15 protein-coding genes and 1 pseudogene are annotated in these 16,514 nt (G+C 73.8%); 11 read left to right on the top strand and 5 right to left on the bottom strand.

The window, feature by feature from the left end:
- Positions 1–5: 5 nt before the first annotated feature.
- The 3 genes from ACZ3KJ_RS09925 (at position 6) to ACZ3KJ_RS09915 (ending at position 3,319) form a co-directional block, all read left to right on the top strand.
- On the top strand, positions 6–1,457 hold the full coding sequence (locus ACZ3KJ_RS09925) for a glycine hydroxymethyltransferase (RefSeq protein ID WP_467526356.1): 1,452 nt from the start codon (positions 6–8) through the stop codon (positions 1,455–1,457).
- Between the two features lie 98 nt (positions 1,458–1,555).
- Positions 1,556–2,569 (top strand): tryptophan--tRNA ligase, encoded by a 1,014-nt coding sequence (gene trpS / locus ACZ3KJ_RS09920; protein ID WP_467526061.1) that lies wholly within the window; start codon positions 1,556–1,558, stop codon positions 2,567–2,569.
- Positions 2,570–2,740: 171 nt separating this feature from the next.
- Positions 2,741–3,319: a 2'-5' RNA ligase family protein gene (locus ACZ3KJ_RS09915; protein ID WP_467526060.1), complete on the top strand. Its 579-nt coding sequence runs from the start codon at positions 2,741–2,743 to the stop codon at positions 3,317–3,319.
- A 44-nt stretch (positions 3,320–3,363) separates the two neighbouring features.
- Here the strand turns inward: ACZ3KJ_RS09915 and ACZ3KJ_RS09910 are convergent, their stop codons facing one another.
- The gene (locus tag ACZ3KJ_RS09910; protein WP_467526059.1) at positions 3,364–4,119 is read right to left on the bottom strand and encodes a decaprenylphospho-beta-D-erythro-pentofuranosid-2-ulose 2-reductase; all 756 of its coding nucleotides are present in this window, start codon (positions 4,117–4,119) and stop codon (positions 3,364–3,366) included.
- Between the two features lie 17 nt (positions 4,120–4,136).
- On the bottom strand, positions 4,137–5,519 hold the full coding sequence (locus ACZ3KJ_RS09905; RefSeq protein WP_467526058.1) for an FAD-binding protein: 1,383 nt from the start codon (positions 5,517–5,519) through the stop codon (positions 4,137–4,139).
- A gap of 133 nt (positions 5,520–5,652) precedes the next feature.
- On the opposite strand from ACZ3KJ_RS09905, the gene ACZ3KJ_RS09900 reads away from it, so the two are divergent.
- The 4 genes and pseudogenes from ACZ3KJ_RS09900 (at position 5,653) to ACZ3KJ_RS09885 (ending at position 8,557) form a co-directional block, all read left to right on the top strand.
- A complete protein-coding gene (locus ACZ3KJ_RS09900; RefSeq protein ID WP_467526057.1) occupies positions 5,653–6,195 on the top strand; it encodes a phosphatase PAP2 family protein in 543 nt (180 codons plus the stop codon).
- Complete coding sequence (locus tag ACZ3KJ_RS09895; RefSeq protein ID WP_467526056.1) at positions 6,192–7,202, top strand: decaprenyl-phosphate phosphoribosyltransferase; 1,011 nt, start codon at positions 6,192–6,194, stop codon at positions 7,200–7,202. Before ACZ3KJ_RS09900 ends, ACZ3KJ_RS09895 begins: the two co-directional genes overlap by 4 nt.
- A pseudogene (locus ACZ3KJ_RS09890) lies at positions 7,163–7,655 on the top strand (GtrA family protein). The gene ACZ3KJ_RS09895 and the pseudogene ACZ3KJ_RS09890 overlap by 40 nt, the downstream one beginning before the upstream one ends.
- A complete protein-coding gene (locus ACZ3KJ_RS09885) occupies positions 7,643–8,557 on the top strand; it encodes a YihY/virulence factor BrkB family protein (protein WP_467526055.1) in 915 nt (304 codons plus the stop codon). Before ACZ3KJ_RS09890 ends, ACZ3KJ_RS09885 begins: the two are co-directional and overlap by 13 nt.
- On the opposite strand, the gene ACZ3KJ_RS09880 is transcribed toward ACZ3KJ_RS09885, so the two are convergent.
- The gene (locus ACZ3KJ_RS09880; RefSeq protein WP_467526054.1) at positions 8,511–9,800 is read right to left on the bottom strand and encodes a D-alanyl-D-alanine carboxypeptidase family protein; all 1,290 of its coding nucleotides are present in this window, start codon (positions 9,798–9,800) and stop codon (positions 8,511–8,513) included. The genes ACZ3KJ_RS09885 and ACZ3KJ_RS09880 overlap by 47 nt on opposite strands.
- Positions 9,801–9,891: 91 nt before the next feature.
- Here ACZ3KJ_RS09880 and ACZ3KJ_RS09875 point away from each other — a divergent pair, with 91 nt between their 5' ends.
- The 4 genes from ACZ3KJ_RS09875 to ACZ3KJ_RS09860 all read left to right on the top strand — a co-directional run bounded on the left by ACZ3KJ_RS09875 (position 9,892) and on the right by ACZ3KJ_RS09860 (position 14,075).
- On the top strand, positions 9,892–10,131 hold the full coding sequence (locus ACZ3KJ_RS09875) for an SCO4848 family membrane protein (RefSeq protein ID WP_385063974.1): 240 nt from the start codon (positions 9,892–9,894) through the stop codon (positions 10,129–10,131).
- 93 nt (positions 10,132–10,224) lie between these two features.
- Entirely contained in the window at positions 10,225–11,772 is a 1,548-nt protein-coding gene (locus ACZ3KJ_RS09870; RefSeq protein WP_467526053.1) for a metallophosphoesterase, read from the top strand.
- Positions 11,773–12,007: 235 nt separating this feature from the next.
- Entirely contained in the window at positions 12,008–13,546 is a 1,539-nt protein-coding gene (locus ACZ3KJ_RS09865; protein ID WP_467526052.1) for an ABC transporter substrate-binding protein, read from the top strand.
- A 121-nt stretch (positions 13,547–13,667) separates the two neighbouring features.
- The gene (locus tag ACZ3KJ_RS09860; protein ID WP_467526051.1) at positions 13,668–14,075 is read left to right on the top strand and encodes an ATP-binding protein; all 408 of its coding nucleotides are present in this window, start codon (positions 13,668–13,670) and stop codon (positions 14,073–14,075) included.
- Between the two features lie 134 nt (positions 14,076–14,209).
- Here the strand turns inward: ACZ3KJ_RS09860 and ACZ3KJ_RS09855 are convergent, their stop codons facing one another.
- Entirely contained in the window at positions 14,210–15,655 is a 1,446-nt protein-coding gene (locus ACZ3KJ_RS09855; RefSeq protein WP_467526050.1) for a sensor histidine kinase, read from the bottom strand.
- Positions 15,652–16,377 (bottom strand): response regulator transcription factor, encoded by a 726-nt coding sequence (locus ACZ3KJ_RS09850; RefSeq protein ID WP_467526049.1) that lies wholly within the window; start codon positions 16,375–16,377, stop codon positions 15,652–15,654. The genes ACZ3KJ_RS09855 and ACZ3KJ_RS09850 overlap by 4 nt, the downstream gene beginning before the upstream one ends.
- Positions 16,378–16,514: the final 137 nt, after the last annotated feature.

The raw sequence follows: 16,514 nt of genomic DNA, 5'->3' as shown, positions 1-16,514 counted from the left end.
ACGACATGCCCGAGCAGCAGCCCCTCTCCACCCAGTCCACCGCCTTCCGCGCCGCCCTGGACGTGATCCGGGCGGTCGAGCCGCGGGTCGCCGACGCCATCGGCCAGGAGGTCGCCGACCAGCGCGAGATGCTCAAGCTGATCGCCTCCGAGAACTACGCCTCCCCGGCCACCCTGCTGGCGATGGGCAACTGGTTCAGCGACAAGTACGCCGAGGGCACCGTCGGCCGCCGCTTCTACGCCGGCTGCCGCAACGTCGACACCGTCGAGTCCCTCGCCGCCGAGCACGCCAAGGAGCTGTTCGGCGCCCGCCACGCCTACGTCCAGCCGCACTCCGGCATCGACGCCAACCTCGTCGCCTTCTGGGCCGTCCTCGCCGACCGCGTCGAGGCCCCCTTCCTGGAGAAGACCGGCGCCCGCCAGGTCAACGACCTCACCGAGGCCGACTGGGCCGAGCTGCGGCAGGCCTTCGGCAACCAGCGCATGCTGGGCATGTCCCTGGACGCCGGCGGCCACCTCACCCACGGCTTCCGCCCGAACATCTCCGGCAAGATGTTCGACCAGCGCTCCTACGGCACCGACCCGGCGACCGGCCTGATCGACTACGAGGCCCTGCGCGCGTCCGCCCGCGAGTTCAAGCCGCTGATCATCGTCGCCGGCTACTCCGCCTACCCCCGCCTGGTGAACTTCCGCGTCATGCGGGAGATCGCCGACGAGGTCGGCGCCACCCTCATGGTCGACATGGCCCACTTCGCCGGCCTGGTCGCGGGCAAGGTCCTCACCGGCGACTTCGACCCGGTCCCGCACGCCCAGATCGTGACGACCACCACCCACAAGTCCCTGCGCGGCCCGCGCGGCGGCATGGTCCTGTGCGACGACTCCCTCAAGGACCAGGTGGACCGCGGCTGCCCGATGGTCCTCGGCGGCCCGCTCCCGCACGTCATGGCCGCCAAGGCCGTCGCCCTGGCCGAGGCCCGGCAGCCCGCCTTCCAGGACTACGCCCAGCGCATCGTCGACAACTCCCGCGCCCTCGCGGAGGGCCTGACGCGCCGCGGCGCCACGCTGGTGACCGGCGGCACGGACAACCACCTCAACCTGATCGACGTCGCCACCTCCTACGGCCTCACCGGCCGCCAGGCCGAGGCGGCGCTGCTGGACTCCGGCATCGTCACCAACCGCAACGCCATCCCCGCCGACCCCAACGGCGCCTGGTACACCTCCGGCATCCGCGTCGGCACCCCGGCGCTCACCACCCGTGGCCTGGGCACGGCGGAGATGGACGAGGTGGCGGGCCTGATCGACCGCGTCCTCACCACCACCGAGCCGGGCACCACCAAGTCGGGCGCCCCGAGCAAGGCCGCCCACGTCCTGGACGCCAAGGTGGCGGAGGAGATCTCCCAGCGGGCGACGGACCTGGTCGCGGGCTTCCCGCTGTACCCGGAGATCGACCTGGGCTGATGCCCCCGCAGGGGGCGCGGGGAACCGCGCGGTCGCCTCACCGCGATCCGCGGTTCCCCCCGCACGGAAGCCCCCGTCTCTCTGAGAGAATGGTGAGCATGGCGAATGACCGACCTCGTGTGCTCTCCGGAATCCAGCCCACCGCGGGCTCGTTCCACCTCGGCAACTACCTCGGCGCCGTCCGCCAGTGGGTGGCCCTCCAGGAGTCGCACGACGCCTTCTACATGGTCGTCGACCTGCACGCGATCACGGTCCCGCAGGACCCGAAGGAGCTGACGGCCAACACCCGGCTGGCGGCCGCGCAGCTCCTCGCGGCCGGCCTCGACCCGGAGCGCTGCACGCTCTTCGTCCAGAGCCACGTCCCCGAGCACGCGCAGCTCGCCTGGGTCATGAACTGCCTGACCGGCTTCGGCGAGGCGTCCCGCATGACCCAGTTCAAGGACAAGTCCGCCAAGCAGGGCGCCGACCGCGCGAGCGTCGGCCTGTTCACCTACCCGGTCCTCCAGGTCGCGGACATCCTGCTCTACCAGGCGAACGAGGTCCCGGTCGGCGAGGACCAGCGCCAGCACATCGAGCTGACCCGCGACCTCGCCGAGCGCTTCAACGGCCGCTTCGGCGAGACCTTCACGATCCCGAAGCCGTACATCCTCAAGGAGACGGCGAAGATCTACGACCTCCAGGAGCCGTCGGTCAAGATGAGCAAGTCGGCGTCCACGCCGAAGGGCCTCATCAACCTCCTCGACGAGCCGAAGGCCACCGCGAAGAAGGTCAGGAGCGCGGTCACCGACACCGACACGGTCGTCCGCTACGACACCGAGAACAAGCCGGGCGTGAGCAACCTGCTCACCATCTACTCCACGCTGACCGGCGTGAGCATCCCCGAGCTGGAGCAGCGGTACGAGGGCAAGCTCTACGGCGCGCTCAAGACGGACCTCGCCGACGTCGTCGTCGACTTCGTGACCCCGTTCCGGGACCGCACCCAGCAGTACCTCGACGACCCCGAGACGCTGGACTCGATCCTGGCCAAAGGGGCCGAGAAGGCGCGGGCCGTGGCCGCGGAGACCCTCTCCCAGGCGTACGGGCGGATCGGCTTCCTGCCCGCCAAGCACTGAGGGCGCACCACCGCACGCAGGGCGCGCCGGGCAGAGCGCTGCACATCACTTCCGCTGCGCCTGCCCACAGCACAGCCGTGGCCGTACAGTCGATAGCCGTACGACCGGCCACGGCCGTCGACGGCGGGCCATGAACCCGGCAGCACATCCGGCACGACGACAGGAGACGACGTGGGGACCGTAACGATCGGTGTGTCGATCGCGGTCCCGGAGCCCCACGGCCGCCTGCTCCAGGAGCGGCGCGCGGGCTTCGGCGACGCCGCGGCTCACGGCATCCCCACGCACGTCACGCTGCTGCCGCCGACGGAGGTCGAGGCCACCGCGCTGCCGGCCGTGGAGGCGCACCTCACCTCGGTCGCCGGGGCGGGCCGCCCGTTCCCGATGCGGCTGTCCGGCACGGGCACCTTCCGGCCGCTGTCGCCGGTGGTGTACGTCCGGGTCGTCGAGGGCGCCGAGGCCTGCGCCCGGCTCCAGCAGCAGGTCCGGGACCCCGAGGGGCCCGTCCCCCGCGAGCTCCAGTTCCCCTACCACCCGCACGTCACGGTGGCGCACGGCATCGACGAGGCGGCGATGGACCGCGCGTTCGAGGAGCTCGCCGCCTACGAGGCGGACTGGTCCTGCACCGGCTTCGCCCTGTACGAGCAGGGCGCCGACGGGGTGTGGCGCAAGCTGCGCGAGTACGCCTTCGGCGGGCCGGTGGTGCCCCCGCAGGCGGCCTGCGCGGACCGCGACTCCCTGCCCGCCCGGTAGACCGCCGGCAGACCCCGGCCGGGCCCGGCCGGAGCTGACGGGGCCTACAGGGGCAGCCGGCGGAACACCCCGCGCGGCACGTGCCGCAGCACCGACATCACCACCCGGAGCACCCCCGGCACCCACACCGTCTCCGAGCGGCGCCGCAGACCCAGTTCGACGGCCGTGGCGACCGCCTCGGGGGTGGTCGCCAGCGGGGTCTCGTCCAGTCCCGCGGTCATCCGGGACCGGACGAACCCGGGGCGGACGACCATGACGTGGACGCCCGTGCCGTGCAGCGCGTCGCCGAGGCCCTGGGCGAAGGCGTCCAGGCCGGCCTTGCTGGAGCCGTAGATGAAGTTGCTGCGGCGGGCGCGTTCGCCGGCGACGGAGGAGAGCACGACCAGGGAGCCGTGGCCCTGGGCCTGGAGGGCGCGGGCGGCGACCAGGCAGGACGAGACGGCGCCCGTGTAGTTGGTCTGCGCGACGCGCGCGGCGGCCACCGGGTCGCGCTCGTCGCGGGCCTGCTCTCCGAGGACGCCGAAGGCGAGCAGGACCATGTCGACGTCGCCCTCGGCGAACACCTTGCCGAGCACGGTCTCGTGGGACTCGGGATCGAGCGCGTCGAAGGGGACGGTGCGCACCTCGGCGCAGAGGTCGCGCAGTTCGGCCGCCGACTGCTCCAGGGCGGTCGAGGGGCGTCCGGCCAGCCAGACCGTGGTGGTGCGGCGGGCGATCAGACGGCGCGCGGTGGCCAGCGCGATCTCGGACGAGCCGCCGAGGACGAGGAGGGACTGGGGGAGGCCGAAGGCGTCCTTCACGACAGCTCCTGGAGGTTTCAGAGGGAGAGACGGCGGGCGAGGTCGGAGACGAACACCCCGCGCGGGTCCAGCTCCGCGCGCAGCGCGCGGAAGTCGTCCAGCCGCGGGTACATGGCGTCGAGGACGTCCGGCCGCAGCCGGGAGTCCTTGGCGAGGTAGACCCGTCCGCCGGCCGCGGCGACCTGCTCGTCCAGCTGGTCGAGGAGGGCGGCGAGGCGGGGCAGCCCGGCCGGGATGTCCAGGGCGAGGGTCCAGCCGGGCCGGGGGAAGGACAGCCAGCCGGGGTCGGCCTCGCCGAAGCGCTTGAGGACGGCCAGGAACGACGGGCAGCCGCGGCGCGAGAGGCGGCGCACGATCTTGCGCAGGGTGTCCTCCTCGCCGTGCCCGACGACGAACTGGTACTGCACGAAGCCGCCGCGGCCGTAGACGCGGTTCCAGTGGGGGACGCCGTCGAGGGGGTGGAAGAAGGCGGAGAGCCGCTGGAGTTCGCCGGTCCGCGCGTGGGGCGCCCTGCGGTACCAGAACTCGTTGAACAGTCCCACGGTGCGGCGGGTGAGCAGCCCCTCCGGCAGCCCCTCCGGGAAGGCGGGGACGGGCGGGAGGCGGGAGGGGCGGAAGGACAGCGGGGCCCGGCGCGCGCGGGCGGGCAGCGCCGCGAGGGGGGCGTGGTCGCCGCGGGTCAGGACGGCGCGTCCGGTGGCCGCTCCGCGCGCGAGGAGGTCGATCCAGGCGACGGAGTAGCGGTAGCCGTGGTCGGTGGCCGTCAGCCGGGCCATCAGGTCGTCGAGGTCGCTCGCCCGCTCGGTGTCGACCCTCATGAACGTCGTCTCGACCGGCTGGAGGCGGAGGGTGGCCGTGAGGACGACCCCGGTCAGCCCCATGCCGCCGGCGGTCGCGTCGAACAGGGGGGTGCCGTGGCCGACCGTGCGCACCGAGCCGTCGGCGGTGAGCAGCTCCAGCGACAGGACGTGACGGCAGAAGGAGCCGGACACGTGGTGGTTCTTGCCGTGGATGTCGGCGCCGATCGCGCCGCCCACGGTCACGTAGCGGGTGCCGGGGGTCACCGGCACGAACCAGCCGAGCGGCAGCAGCACCTCCATGAGGCGGTGCAGGGAGACGCCCGCGTCGCACCGGACGGTCCCCCCGGCGACGTCGACGGTGTGGATCCGGTCCAGGCCCGTCATGTCGAGCACGGCCCCGCCCGCGTTCTGCGCCGCGTCCCCGTACGCCCGCCCCAGGCCCCGGGGGATGCCGCCGCGCGCCCCGCAGTCCCGGACGGCGGCCACGGCCTCCTCGTACGTCCGGGGGCGGACCAGACGGGCGGCGGTGGGGGCGGTGCGGCCCCACCCCATGACGGGGACGGTCCGGGCAGGGGCGTCGGAAACGGTCTCGGCAGGCATGTCGGCGACCGTATCGCCCCTTTGTGGGCGGTTAGTTGTGAAACATTCACTCCCTCCCCAAAATGGGTGATTAATGGTATGTCGCTCAATATTGGCGGAGTTCCGGCGGGGTCGGCGTGAACAGTGGGTCCCCATGGACCACCACACGGATGACACCCCGGAGGACTTCGACCACCGCATCCTCGCGGCGCTCCGCGCGCGGGGTGCGGATCCGCGCGTGGCGGGGGCCGCGCGCGCCCTGTCCTGGGCGGGCGAACACGGCGCCCTGTGGCTCGCGGGGGGACTCGTGGGCGCCGCCGTGGACGGCACCCGGCGCGGCGCCTGGCTGCGCGCCACCGCGCTCACCGCGGGCGCGCACCTCGCCAGCACGGGCGTGAAGCGGATCGTCCGCCGCCCGCGTCCCGCCCACGTCCAGCCCCTGGTGCGCACCGCCGGCCGGCACTCCTTCCCCAGCTCGCACGCCACCTCGGCGGCGGCCGCCGCCGTCGCCTACGGCGCGCTCGGCGCGTACGCCGTCGCCCCGCTCGCCGCCGCGGTGTGCCTCTCCCGCCTGGTCGTCGGCGTCCACTACCCCTCCGACGTGGCGGCGGGCGCGGCCCTCGGGGCCCTCACGGCGCGCGCGGGAGCACGCTGGATGCACGCGGGCGCCCACGGCGTGCGAGGAGGCGGGGCATGACAGAGACCGCGCCCCTCACCAAGACCCCCCTCACCAAGACGCCCCTCGCCGGCCCCTCCCGCGCCTTCCCCGACCCCTCCCGCCCCGACCCCGCCCTCCCCGCCGCCCCCCTCCCCGCCCGCACCGGCTCCCTCCTCGTCGGCCTCCTGCGCACCGCCCGCCCCAAGCAGTGGGTCAAGAACACCCTCGTCGTGGCCGCCCCCGCGGCCGCCGGCCGGCTCTTCTCCTGGACCGCCCTCACCGAACTGGCCCTGGTCTTCGCCCTGTTCACCGCCTGCGCCGCCGCCGTCTACCTGATCAACGACGCCCGGGACGCCGACGCCGACCGCGCCCACCCCGTCAAACGGCACCGCCCGGTCGCCGCCGGCCAGGTCCCGGTGCCCCTCGCCCACGCCGTGGGAGGCGCCCTCGCGGTCCTCGCGCCGGCCGCCGCGGCCTGGCTGACCTCGCCCGCCGTCGCGGCCCTCCTGGCGGCGTACCTCGCCATGCAACTGGCGTACTGCGTCAGCCTCAAGCACGTCCTGGTCGTCGACCTCGTCGTCGTCACGACCGGGTTCCTGATGCGGGCCGTGGTCGGCGGGCTCGCGCTCGGCATCCCGCTGTCGCGCTGGTTCCTGATCACCACCGGGTTCGGGGCGCTGTTCATGGTGTCGGCCAAGCGCTACTCCGAGGCCGTGCAGATGGCCGGGAAGGAGGGCGCCACCCGCGCGCTGCTCACCGAGTACACCACCGGCTACCTGCGCTTCGTCTGGCAACTGGCCGCCGGGGTCGCCGTCCTCGGCTACTGCCTGTGGGCCCTGGAGGAAGGCGGCGTCCCGTACCCGGGCGTGCTGCCCTGGCGCCAGCTGTCGGTGGTCGCCTTCATCCTCGCCGTCCTGCGCTACGCCGTCTTCGCCGACCGCGGCACCGCCGGCGAACCCGAGGAGGTCGTCCTCGGCGACCGCGCCCTCACCCTGATCGGAGCCGCCTGGGCCGCCATGTACGGGCTGGCGGTGGCCCATTGGTGAACGCGGCACCGCGGCGGAGAGAGCTGCTCGGCTTCGCCGCCGTCGGCCTCCTCGCCTACGCCGCCGACCTCGCCCTCTTCACCCACCTGCGCGGCCCGGCCGGCCTCGACCCGCTCACCGCCAAGGCCCTCTCGTTCCTGGCCGGCTGCACGGTCGCCTACGCGGGCAACGCCCTCGGCCCCTACCGGCACGCGCGCGTGAAGGGCCCGCGCCCCTACGCCGTGTTCCTCGCGGTGAACCTCGCCGGCGCCCTCGTCCAGCTCCTCTGTCTCGCCGTCAGCCACTATGGTCTCGGCTTCACCTCGCACCGCGCGGACACCGTCTCCGGGGCCGGCGTCGGCATGGCGCTGGCGACCGTCCTGCGGTTCTGGGGTACACGGACATGGGTGTTCGGCGCGGGCCGGAGCACGGGGCGGAACTGACGAGGGCGGGGTCGGATCATGGACTGGCTGAAAAGACTCCCCGGGATCGGGCCGCTCGTCGCGCGCCTGACGGCCACGCACGCGTGGCGGTCGTTCGAGCGGCTGGACCGCGTGAAGTGGACGCGGCTGGCCGCGGCGATGACGTTCACCAGTTTCATCGCGCTCTTCCCGCTGCTCACCGTGGCCGCCGCGATCGCCGCCGCCGCGTTCGGCCGCGACCAGCAGCACACCCTGGAGGACCGGCTCGCCGAGCAGGTGCCCGGCATCTCCGACCAGCTCGACATCGACGCCCTGGTGCAGAACGCCGGCACCGTCGGCCTCATCGCCGGTGCCGCGCTGCTGTTCACCGGCGTCGGCTGGGCGGGCGCGACGCGCGAGTGCCTGCGCGCGGTGTGGGAACTGCCCGACGACGAGGACAACCCGGTCCTGCGCAAGGCCAAGGACCTCGGCGTCCTCGTCGGCCTCGGCGGCGCCGTCCTCGTCACCCTCGCCGCCTCCACCGTCGCCTCCGCGATGGTCGGCTGGATCACCCGGCAGCTCGGCATCGACGAGGGCGGCTGGGGCGGGGTGCTGCTGCGCCTCGCCGCCTTCTCCGTCGCCGTCCTCGCCGACTTCCTGCTGCTCCTCTACGTCCTGACCCTGCTGCCCGGCGTCGAGCCCCGGCGGCGCCGCCTGGTGGTGGCGGCGCTGACCGGCGCGGTCGGCTTCGAACTGCTGAAACTGCTGCTCAGCGGCTACCTCCAAGGCGTGGCCGCGAAGAGTATGTACGGCGCGTTCGGGGTGCCCATCGCCCTGATGCTGTGGATCAACTTCACCGCGAAGCTGGTCCTGTTCTGCGCCGCCTGGACGGCGACGGGCAGTGCGGCGGACACGCCGGACCCCGGTGTCAGCGGCGACGGCGCACCAGATCCGGCAGCGGCCAGCGGCGGTTGACCAGGAACGCGGCGCCCGCCAGCAGCACCAGCAGACCGCCGGTCACGGCCAGCGCGACGCCCATGCCGCCCGAGCCGCCCTCGGGCACCGCGCTCGCCACGGGCTTGCCCGACACGTTCCCGGTGCCGCCGTCCTCGCCGGAGACGCTGCCCGAGGCGCCCGCGCCGGGCTCCGCGCCGGCCTGGGCGGCGCCCTTCGGCGCCACCAGCTCGCCCACCGGCTGCACCTTGCCGGCGGCCTGGAAACCCCAGTCGAACAGGGCGGCGGTCTCCTTGTAGACCTCGTTGTGGTCCGTCTTCTCCGGGTTCATCACCGTGACCAGCAGCACCCGGCCGTCGCGCTCGGCGACGCCGGTGAAGGTGGCGCCCGCGTTGGTGGTGTTGCCGTTCTTGACGCCGGCGATGCCCTCGTACTGGCTTATGTCGTAGTCGCCGGACAGGAGCCGGTTGGTGTTCTGGATCTCGAAGGTCTCGCGGACCGTCTTGCCCTTCTTGTTCTTCGTCGTCGCCCCCGGGAACTTCGCCGTCACCGTCGAGCAGTACTCCCGGAAGTCCTCCTTCTGGAGCCCGGAGCGGGCGATCAGCGTCAGGTCGTACGCCGAGGAGACCTGGCCGGCGGCGTCGTAGCCGTCGGGGGAGACCGCGTGGGTGTCGAGGGCCTGGAGCTCCTCGGCGTGCGCGTTCATCTCCGCGACCGTCTTCTCGACACCGCCGTTCATCGCCGACAGCACGTGCACGGCGTCGTTGCCGGAGCGCAGGAAGACGCCGAGCCACAGGTCGTGCACGGTGTAGGTCTCGTTCTCCTTTATGCCGACCAGGCTGGAGCCGGAGCCGATGCCCTCCAGGTCCTCCGCCTGCACCGTGTGCTGCGTGCTGCTCGGGAAGTTCGGCAGCACGGTGTCGGCGAAGAGCATCTTCAGGGTGCTCGCCGGGGGCAGGCGCCAGTGCGCGTTGTGGGCGGCGAGCACCTCGCCGGACTCGGCGTCCGCGACGATCCACGACCGGGCCGTCAGGTCCTTGGGCAGCACCGGGGCGCCGCCCGCGAGGTCCACCTGCGTCCCGGCCTGCCCGAGGCGTTCACCGCCGACGGTGGACATGTCCGCCGGGGGAGTGGCCGAGGCGGAGGCCGACGGTGAGGGGCTCGGGGCCGCCAGGGACACGGGCGCGGTCAGCGCGAGGGACGCGAGGGTCGCGGAGGTGACCAGCAGGGAACGCCTGACGGTCTGCTTCAGAGGAGCGGGCACGACGGAGAACGTACCTGGCGGGCGACGGGAAGTCCCATCCCCCTCCCCACCCCCGGCACGGAACCGGACACCGGTTGGCGATACTGGAGGTATGAAGCTCAGCCGCCCGGTGTCCTGGTTCCTGCTCGCCTTCGGGGTGTGGAGCTGGGTCATCTGGGTCACTTTCGTCAAAAACCTGATCAAGGACAGCAGCGGGCTCGCCTTCGACGACGGCGATCCCACGGCGTACTTCTGGGTCCACCTGACACTCGCCGTCGTCTCCTTCGTACTGGGGACGGTCATCGGGGTCATCGGGTTGCGCGGACTGCGCGCCCTGCGCCGCACGCGATAACCGATCGTCCCGGCGCTCCGGCGCCCGGCGCACCGGCCGGACCGCCGGGCGCCGTTCGCGGACGCCCAAGCCGACAGCGGGGATTACGACACCGTGGCCATCCTTTTCGTGCTGCTCGCCCTGGCCGTCCTGGTGACGGCCAACTGGTACCTGTGGCGCCGCCTGTTCCGCGACACCACGCGCGCTCCCGGGTGGGTGCGGCGCGGCGGCGCGGTGCTGATCGCGGGCGGGTGGGCGCTGGCCGTCGGCGCCCTGGTCGCCGAGCGCACGGGTGCTCCCTTCCTGCTCCAGCGCGTCCTCGCCTGGCCCGGCTTCCTCTGGCTGGCGCTGTCGATCTACCTGCTGCTGGCGGTGGTCGTGGGAGAGGCCGTCCGCCCGCTGCTGCGGCGGTACCTGGAGCGGCGCGGTCCCGCCACGGCGGCCGAGTCCCACCCGCGGCCGGCACCGGCGGGCGGCGCGCCGCGCGAGCCCCGGCCCGCACCGGCCCGGGCGGTCCCCTCCGCCGACGCCCCGGCCCACGCCTCCGCCGACGCCCCGGCCCGTGCCTCTGCGGGCAGCCCGGCCGACGTCTCGGCCCGTGCCTCTGCGGGCAGCCCGGCCGACGTCTCGGCCCGTGCCTCTGCGGGCAGCCCGGCCGACGTCTCGGCCCGTGCCTCCGCGGGCAGCCCGGCCGACGTCTCGGCCCCCGCCTCCGCCGGTAGCCCGGCCGACGCCCCGGCCGATGCGTCCCCCGGCACCCCTGACGGCCCCGACGGTCCCCCCGCCGTCACCCCCGACGGTCCCCCCGCCACCCCGTCCCCCCTGCTCGCCGCCGCGCCCTCCCGCCGTCTGTTCGTCTCGCGCGTGATCGGCGGCGCCGCGGCGGCGGCCGCCGTCGGGACGGTCGGGTACGGCACGTACGGCGTCCTCGACGGGCCGACGGTCAAGCGGGTCACGGTCCCGCTGGCCAAGCTGCCGCGGGCGGCGCACGGCTACCGGATCGCCGTCGTCAGCGACATCCACCTGGGCCCGGTCCTCGGCCGGGGCTTCGCCCAGCGGGTCGTCGACACGATCAACGGCACCCAGCCCGACCTGATCGCCGTCGTGGGCGACCTGGTCGACGGCAGCGTCAAGGACCTGGGCCCGGCGGCGGCCCCGCTCGCGCGGCTGAAGGCGCGCCACGGCAGCTTCTTCGTCACCGGCAACCACGAGTACTTCTCCGGCGCCGAGCAGTGGGTCGAGGAGGTGCGCCGGCTCGGTCTGCGCCCCCTGGAGAACGCCCGCACCGAACTGCCCTGGTTCGACCTGGCGGGCGTCAACGACGTGGCGGGCGAGAGCGAGGGCCAGGGCCCCGACTACGCCGCGGCGCTCGGCGACCGCGACACCACGCGCGCGTGCGTGCTCCTCGCCCACCAGCCCGTCCAGATCCACGACGCCGTCGACCACGGCGTCGACCTCCAGCTCTCCGGCCACACCCACGGCGGCCAGCTCTGGCCCGGCAACCTCCTCGCCGCGGCCGCGAACCCGACGGTGGCGGGCCTGGAGCGCTACGGCGACACCCAGCTGTACGTCTCCCGCGGCGCCGGCGCCTGGGGCCCGCCCACGCGGGTGGGCGCGCCGTCGGACATCACGGTCGTCGAACTCGCCTCGACCCGCGCCTGACGTCCCGTCACCACCCGTCCGCCCGCGGCGAGTACGCGACGAGGAGAAGGTGGGGAGGACTCGTGAAACCCGGCTGAAACAACCGGGCGGCAAGTTCTTTCCCATCTCGCCAGATTCCCCTTCCCCCGGATGAAACACGTGTGGTTAGGTGAGCCCCGCCGCCATAGGGGGGTGGCACTGGGAGGCCGGGCCTGTGGCCTGGGGAGGGCAGGGCACCACCATGCGATCGGTTCGCATGCGCATCCTCGCGACGCTGCTGGTTCTCGCCGCCGTCGGAGTGGGCGGCTGGCAACTGCTGCCGTCGCAGGGCGCCTCGGGCAAGGCCGTCAAGGTCGGCACGACGGACACCATCACCTCGCTCGACCCGGCCGGCGCCTACGACGCGGGCTCCTGGGCGCTGTTCAGCAACGTCTACCAGTCACTGCTCACCTACGAGCCGGGCGGCGCCGAACCCGTGCCGGACGCGGCCGAGAGCTGCTCCTTCGACGGCAGCGGGCTGACCACGTACGTCTGCGAGCTGCGCGACGACCTCACGTTCCCCAGCGGCCGCACGGCGGACGCCCAGGACGTGAAGTTCTCCTTCGACCGGGTCAAGAAGATCAACGCCGATGTCGGTCCCGCGTCCCTGTTCTCCACCCTGAAGTCGGTGGAGGCCGACGGCCGCACCGTCACCTTCCACCTGGCCTCGCCGGACGCCACCTTCCCGTTCAAGGTGGCCACGGGGGCCGGCTCGATCGTGGACCGCGAGCGCTACCCCGCCGACGCCCTGCGCACCGACGACCAGGTCGACGGCACCGGACCGTACGAACTCACCCGGTACAGCAAGGGCAAGCGGGTCGACCTCGCGCCCAGCGAGCGCTACGAGGGCGCGGTGAAGACCGGCGGGTCCGTCGAACTGCGCTACTACGCCGACCCGGAGGCGCTCGACAAGGCCTGGAAGGCCGAGCAGGTCGACGTCGCCACGCGCCAGCTCCCGCCGGGCGTGCTCGCCGCGCTCGACTCCGGCGACACCGATCAGCGGATCGTCGAGGCCGAGAGCTCCGACACCCGCAACCTGTACTTCAACACCCGCTCCGGCTCCCCGATGCACGACGCCGACGTGCGCAAGGCGACGGCCTGGCTGATCGACCGCGAGCAACTGGCGGCCTCCGTGTACAAGGGCACGGTCGAGCCCCTGTACTCGCTCATCCCGGCCGGCATCACCGGCCACACCACGTCGTTCTTCGACGACTACCCGGACCAGAACCCCGACAAGGCGCGCCGGCTGCTGGAGAAGGCCGGCGTCGACATCCCGGTCCGCTTCACCTACGGCTACGGCCTGGGCAGTGCCGCCGCCGCCCAGGAGGCCCAGGAGCTCAAGCGGCAACTGGAGGCCAGCGGCCTGTTCGAGGTGTCGGTCAAGGGCTACGAGTGGACCGACTTCCAGAAGCGCTGGGCGTCCGGCGGGCTCGACGCGTACGCCGTCGGCTGGGTCGCCGACTACCCCGACCCGGACACCTTCGGGGCCTCGCTCGTCGGCACGGACTCCAGCATGAACACCGGCTACAGCAGCAAGGCCGTCGACGCGTACATCCGGGAGAGCCGGCAGTTCGCCGACCGCGGCGCCGCCGCCGCCGACTTCCGCGCACTCCAGGAGGTCATCGCCCAGGACGTGCCGGTCGTCCCGCTGTGGCAGCGCAAGGAGTACGTCCTCACCAGCACCGACGTCGGCGGCGGCCAGTACCTGGTGGACGGCAACGGCGTGTTCCGGCTGTGGCGGCTGAACTGGATCTGAGCCGGATCCGATCGGACCCGGGCCGGCTCCGCGGGCTGCCCGGGCATGCGCCCGCGTGACACCGGGCAGTCACCCGACGGGGCACCATGGGGTGGAGGTGTGCGCGGGGTGAGGAGCAGACGTGTCGAGACGCAACTCCTTCCGGCTGCCCCGGCATCCGGCGTCCGTGGGCCTCGCCCGGCGCCGGGTCCGTGACCACCTGGCCGACTGGGGCCACGGCCCGGACGACCCGGCCCTCCAGGACGTGGTCCTGATCGTGTCCGAGCTGGCCACCAACGCCGTACGGCACGGGGCCCCGCACGAGCGCGAGGTCGAGGTGGCGGTCACCGCCCTGGCCGACGGCTCCTGCCTCGTCGAGGTCTCCGACGAGGGCCGGCTCGAACCCCGCCCGCGCGTCGTCACGGAGTGGGAGGAACAGGGCCGCGGCCTCCACCTCGTGGAGACCCTCGCCGCCACTTGGGGCGTCTGGAACCGGGGCCGGCACGGCAAGACGGTATGGGCCCTGGTGACCCCGCCCGACACCCCCTGACCCCCGGCCCCCGTCCGCAGCCCCCGGCACCCTCGACGACCCGAGCCCGCCCCACCGCCCGCGCCCGCCGTCCGGTCCGCCCCGCCGTCCGCCCGAGCCCGTACCGCCGCCCGCGCCCGCCGCCCGTCCCGCCGTCACCCGCACGCCGGCCCGCGCCCGGGCAGCTCCACCGTGACCGTCAGGCCCTCCCCCGGGGACGTCCGGACGGTCACCTCGCCGCCGTGGGCGTGGACCACGCCCTGCACGATCGCCAGGCCCAGGCCGCTGCCGGCGCCGCCGCCGGCCCGGAAGAAGCGGTCGAAGACGCGCCCCGCGTCGTCCGGGGCCAGCCCCGGGCCCTTGTCCGCCACGAGCAGCCGTACGACGCCGTCGGCGCGCTCCACGGCGAGCCGCACCGGCACGTCGGCGGGCGTGTGCGTGCGGACGTTGGCGACGAGGTTGGCGAGGACCTGCCGCAGGCCCGACTCGTCGGCCCGCACCAGGACCGCCCCCGCGGCGTCGACGGTGACGGGCCGTCCGGGCTGCTGGGCGCGCAGGTCCTCGGCCGCGTCCCGCACCAGCCGGCTCACGTCGGCGTCGCGCAGCCGCAGCTCGGGCCGCTGGTCGAGACGGGCCAGCGTGAGCAGCTCGTCGACGAGCCGGCCCATGCGGTCCACCTCGCCGTTCATCCGGTCCCAGGCCCGCCGCCGCTCCGCCGGATCGCGCAGCATGCCCTGGTCGTACAGCTGGAGGTAGCCGCGGATCGCGGAGAGCGGGGTGCGCAGCTCGTGCGAGGCGTCGGCGACGAACCGGCGCAGCTGGGCCGCGCTGCGCTCGCGGGTGCGGTACGCCGTCTCCACCTGGTGCAGCATGGAGTTCAGGGCGAGCCGCAGCTGTTCGACCTCCTGGGTGGGGTGGTGGCTGGAGGGCACGCGCCGGGTGAGGTCGCCCTCCGCTATGGCCGAGGAGGTCTCCACCATGTCCTCCAGCGGCCGCATCCGCCGCCGTACGCTGAACAGGGTCAGACAGGCGAGCAGCGCCAGCAGCAGCGTGCCGACGGCCAGGTCGAGCTTGAGGGCCTTGACCAGGCCCTTGTGCAGGGCGTCGGTGGAGGTGGCCAGCAGGACGTACGTGCCGTCGGCGAGGCGGGTCGCGGTCGCCCGGTAGGGGGCGCCGTGCACGGTGACGTCGTACGGGTCCGGGGACCGGGCGAGGGCGCCGGGGTCGTCGACGGCGTCCGCCAGTCCCCGCTGCGCCTCGGTCGGCTCGATGCCGAACACGGTCACCGCCCGGCCCCGGGCGTCCACCGCGGCGAAGACCGAGTCCGGTGTCGGCTGTTCGTCGGCGTGCTCGGGCACCAGCCGGTCCCGGACGAAGCCCAGGATCCGTACCGAGTCGATCTGCCGCAGGGTGAGCCCCGAACCGGCCAGTGAGGAACGGGTCTTGGTCAGTTCGGAGTCGATCTGGTCCAGCAGGTAGTGCCGCATGCCCACCAGGCTGACGGCGGTCGCGGCGACGACGCCGAGCGCGAGCAGCGCCACGTTCGCCGCGGTCAGCTTGGCGCGCAGGGAGTGGACGCCGTGCCGGTGCGCCCGCCTCATGCCAGCCCGTACCCCACGCCCCGCCGCGTGGTGATCAACGGCGGTCCCAGCGCGTCCAGCTTGCGCCGCAGATAGCTGATGTAGGTCTCGACGACCGTCGACTCGGGCGGGGTGTGCTCGTACTGCCAGACGTGGCGCAGCAGTTGCTCCTTGGGCACGATCCGGCCGCCGTTGCGCACCAGGAAGCGCAGCAGCGCGTACTCGGTGGGGGTGAGTTCGACCGTGCGGCCCGCCCGGTGCGCGCTGTACGTCGTCTCGTCGAGCTCCAGGTCGCCGTAGCGCAGCGGCGGCCTGCGCGGGAGGACGTCCGCCGGCCGGGTGCGGCGCAGGACCGCCGTGACGCGGGCGACGACCACGTCGATGTCGAACGGCTTGGTGATGTAGTCGTCGCCGAAGCCGAGGGCGCCGACGATCTCGGCGGGCGCGTCCCGCGCGGTCAGGAAGACCAGGGCCGTCTCCGGCCGTCGGGCGCGCAGCTCACGCCCCAGCGCCCGCCCGTCCCCGTCCGGCAGCATCACGTCCAGCAGCGCCACGTCGATCGGGGGCCGCCCCCGCGCGCCCGTCCGGGCGTGGGGCGGGGTGCGCTCGGTCAGCGCGAGGGCCTCGCGGACCGTGCCCGCGGTGAGGACCTCGAAGCGGTGGAAGCGCAGGGCGATGGCGAGGACGTCCGAGATGCTCGGCTCGTCCTCCACGACCAGCACGGTGCCGGGGGCCGTCGTCATGCCCCCAGTATCGGCGGGTCCGCCGTCGGCCGGACCGGTTCCCGCTTTGGAGTTCCTTGAGAGTCACGCCCGTTGGCCGCCACGAGCGCGCGGAGCCGCCCATGCTGGCGGCCAGGACCTGGGGGACCGACCGAATC

Source organism: Streptomyces sp. NPDC003248 (genome assembly GCF_055563235.1).
The sequence above is the reverse complement of the archived record's forward strand: the minus strand, read 5'-3'. Positions and strand labels throughout refer to the sequence as shown.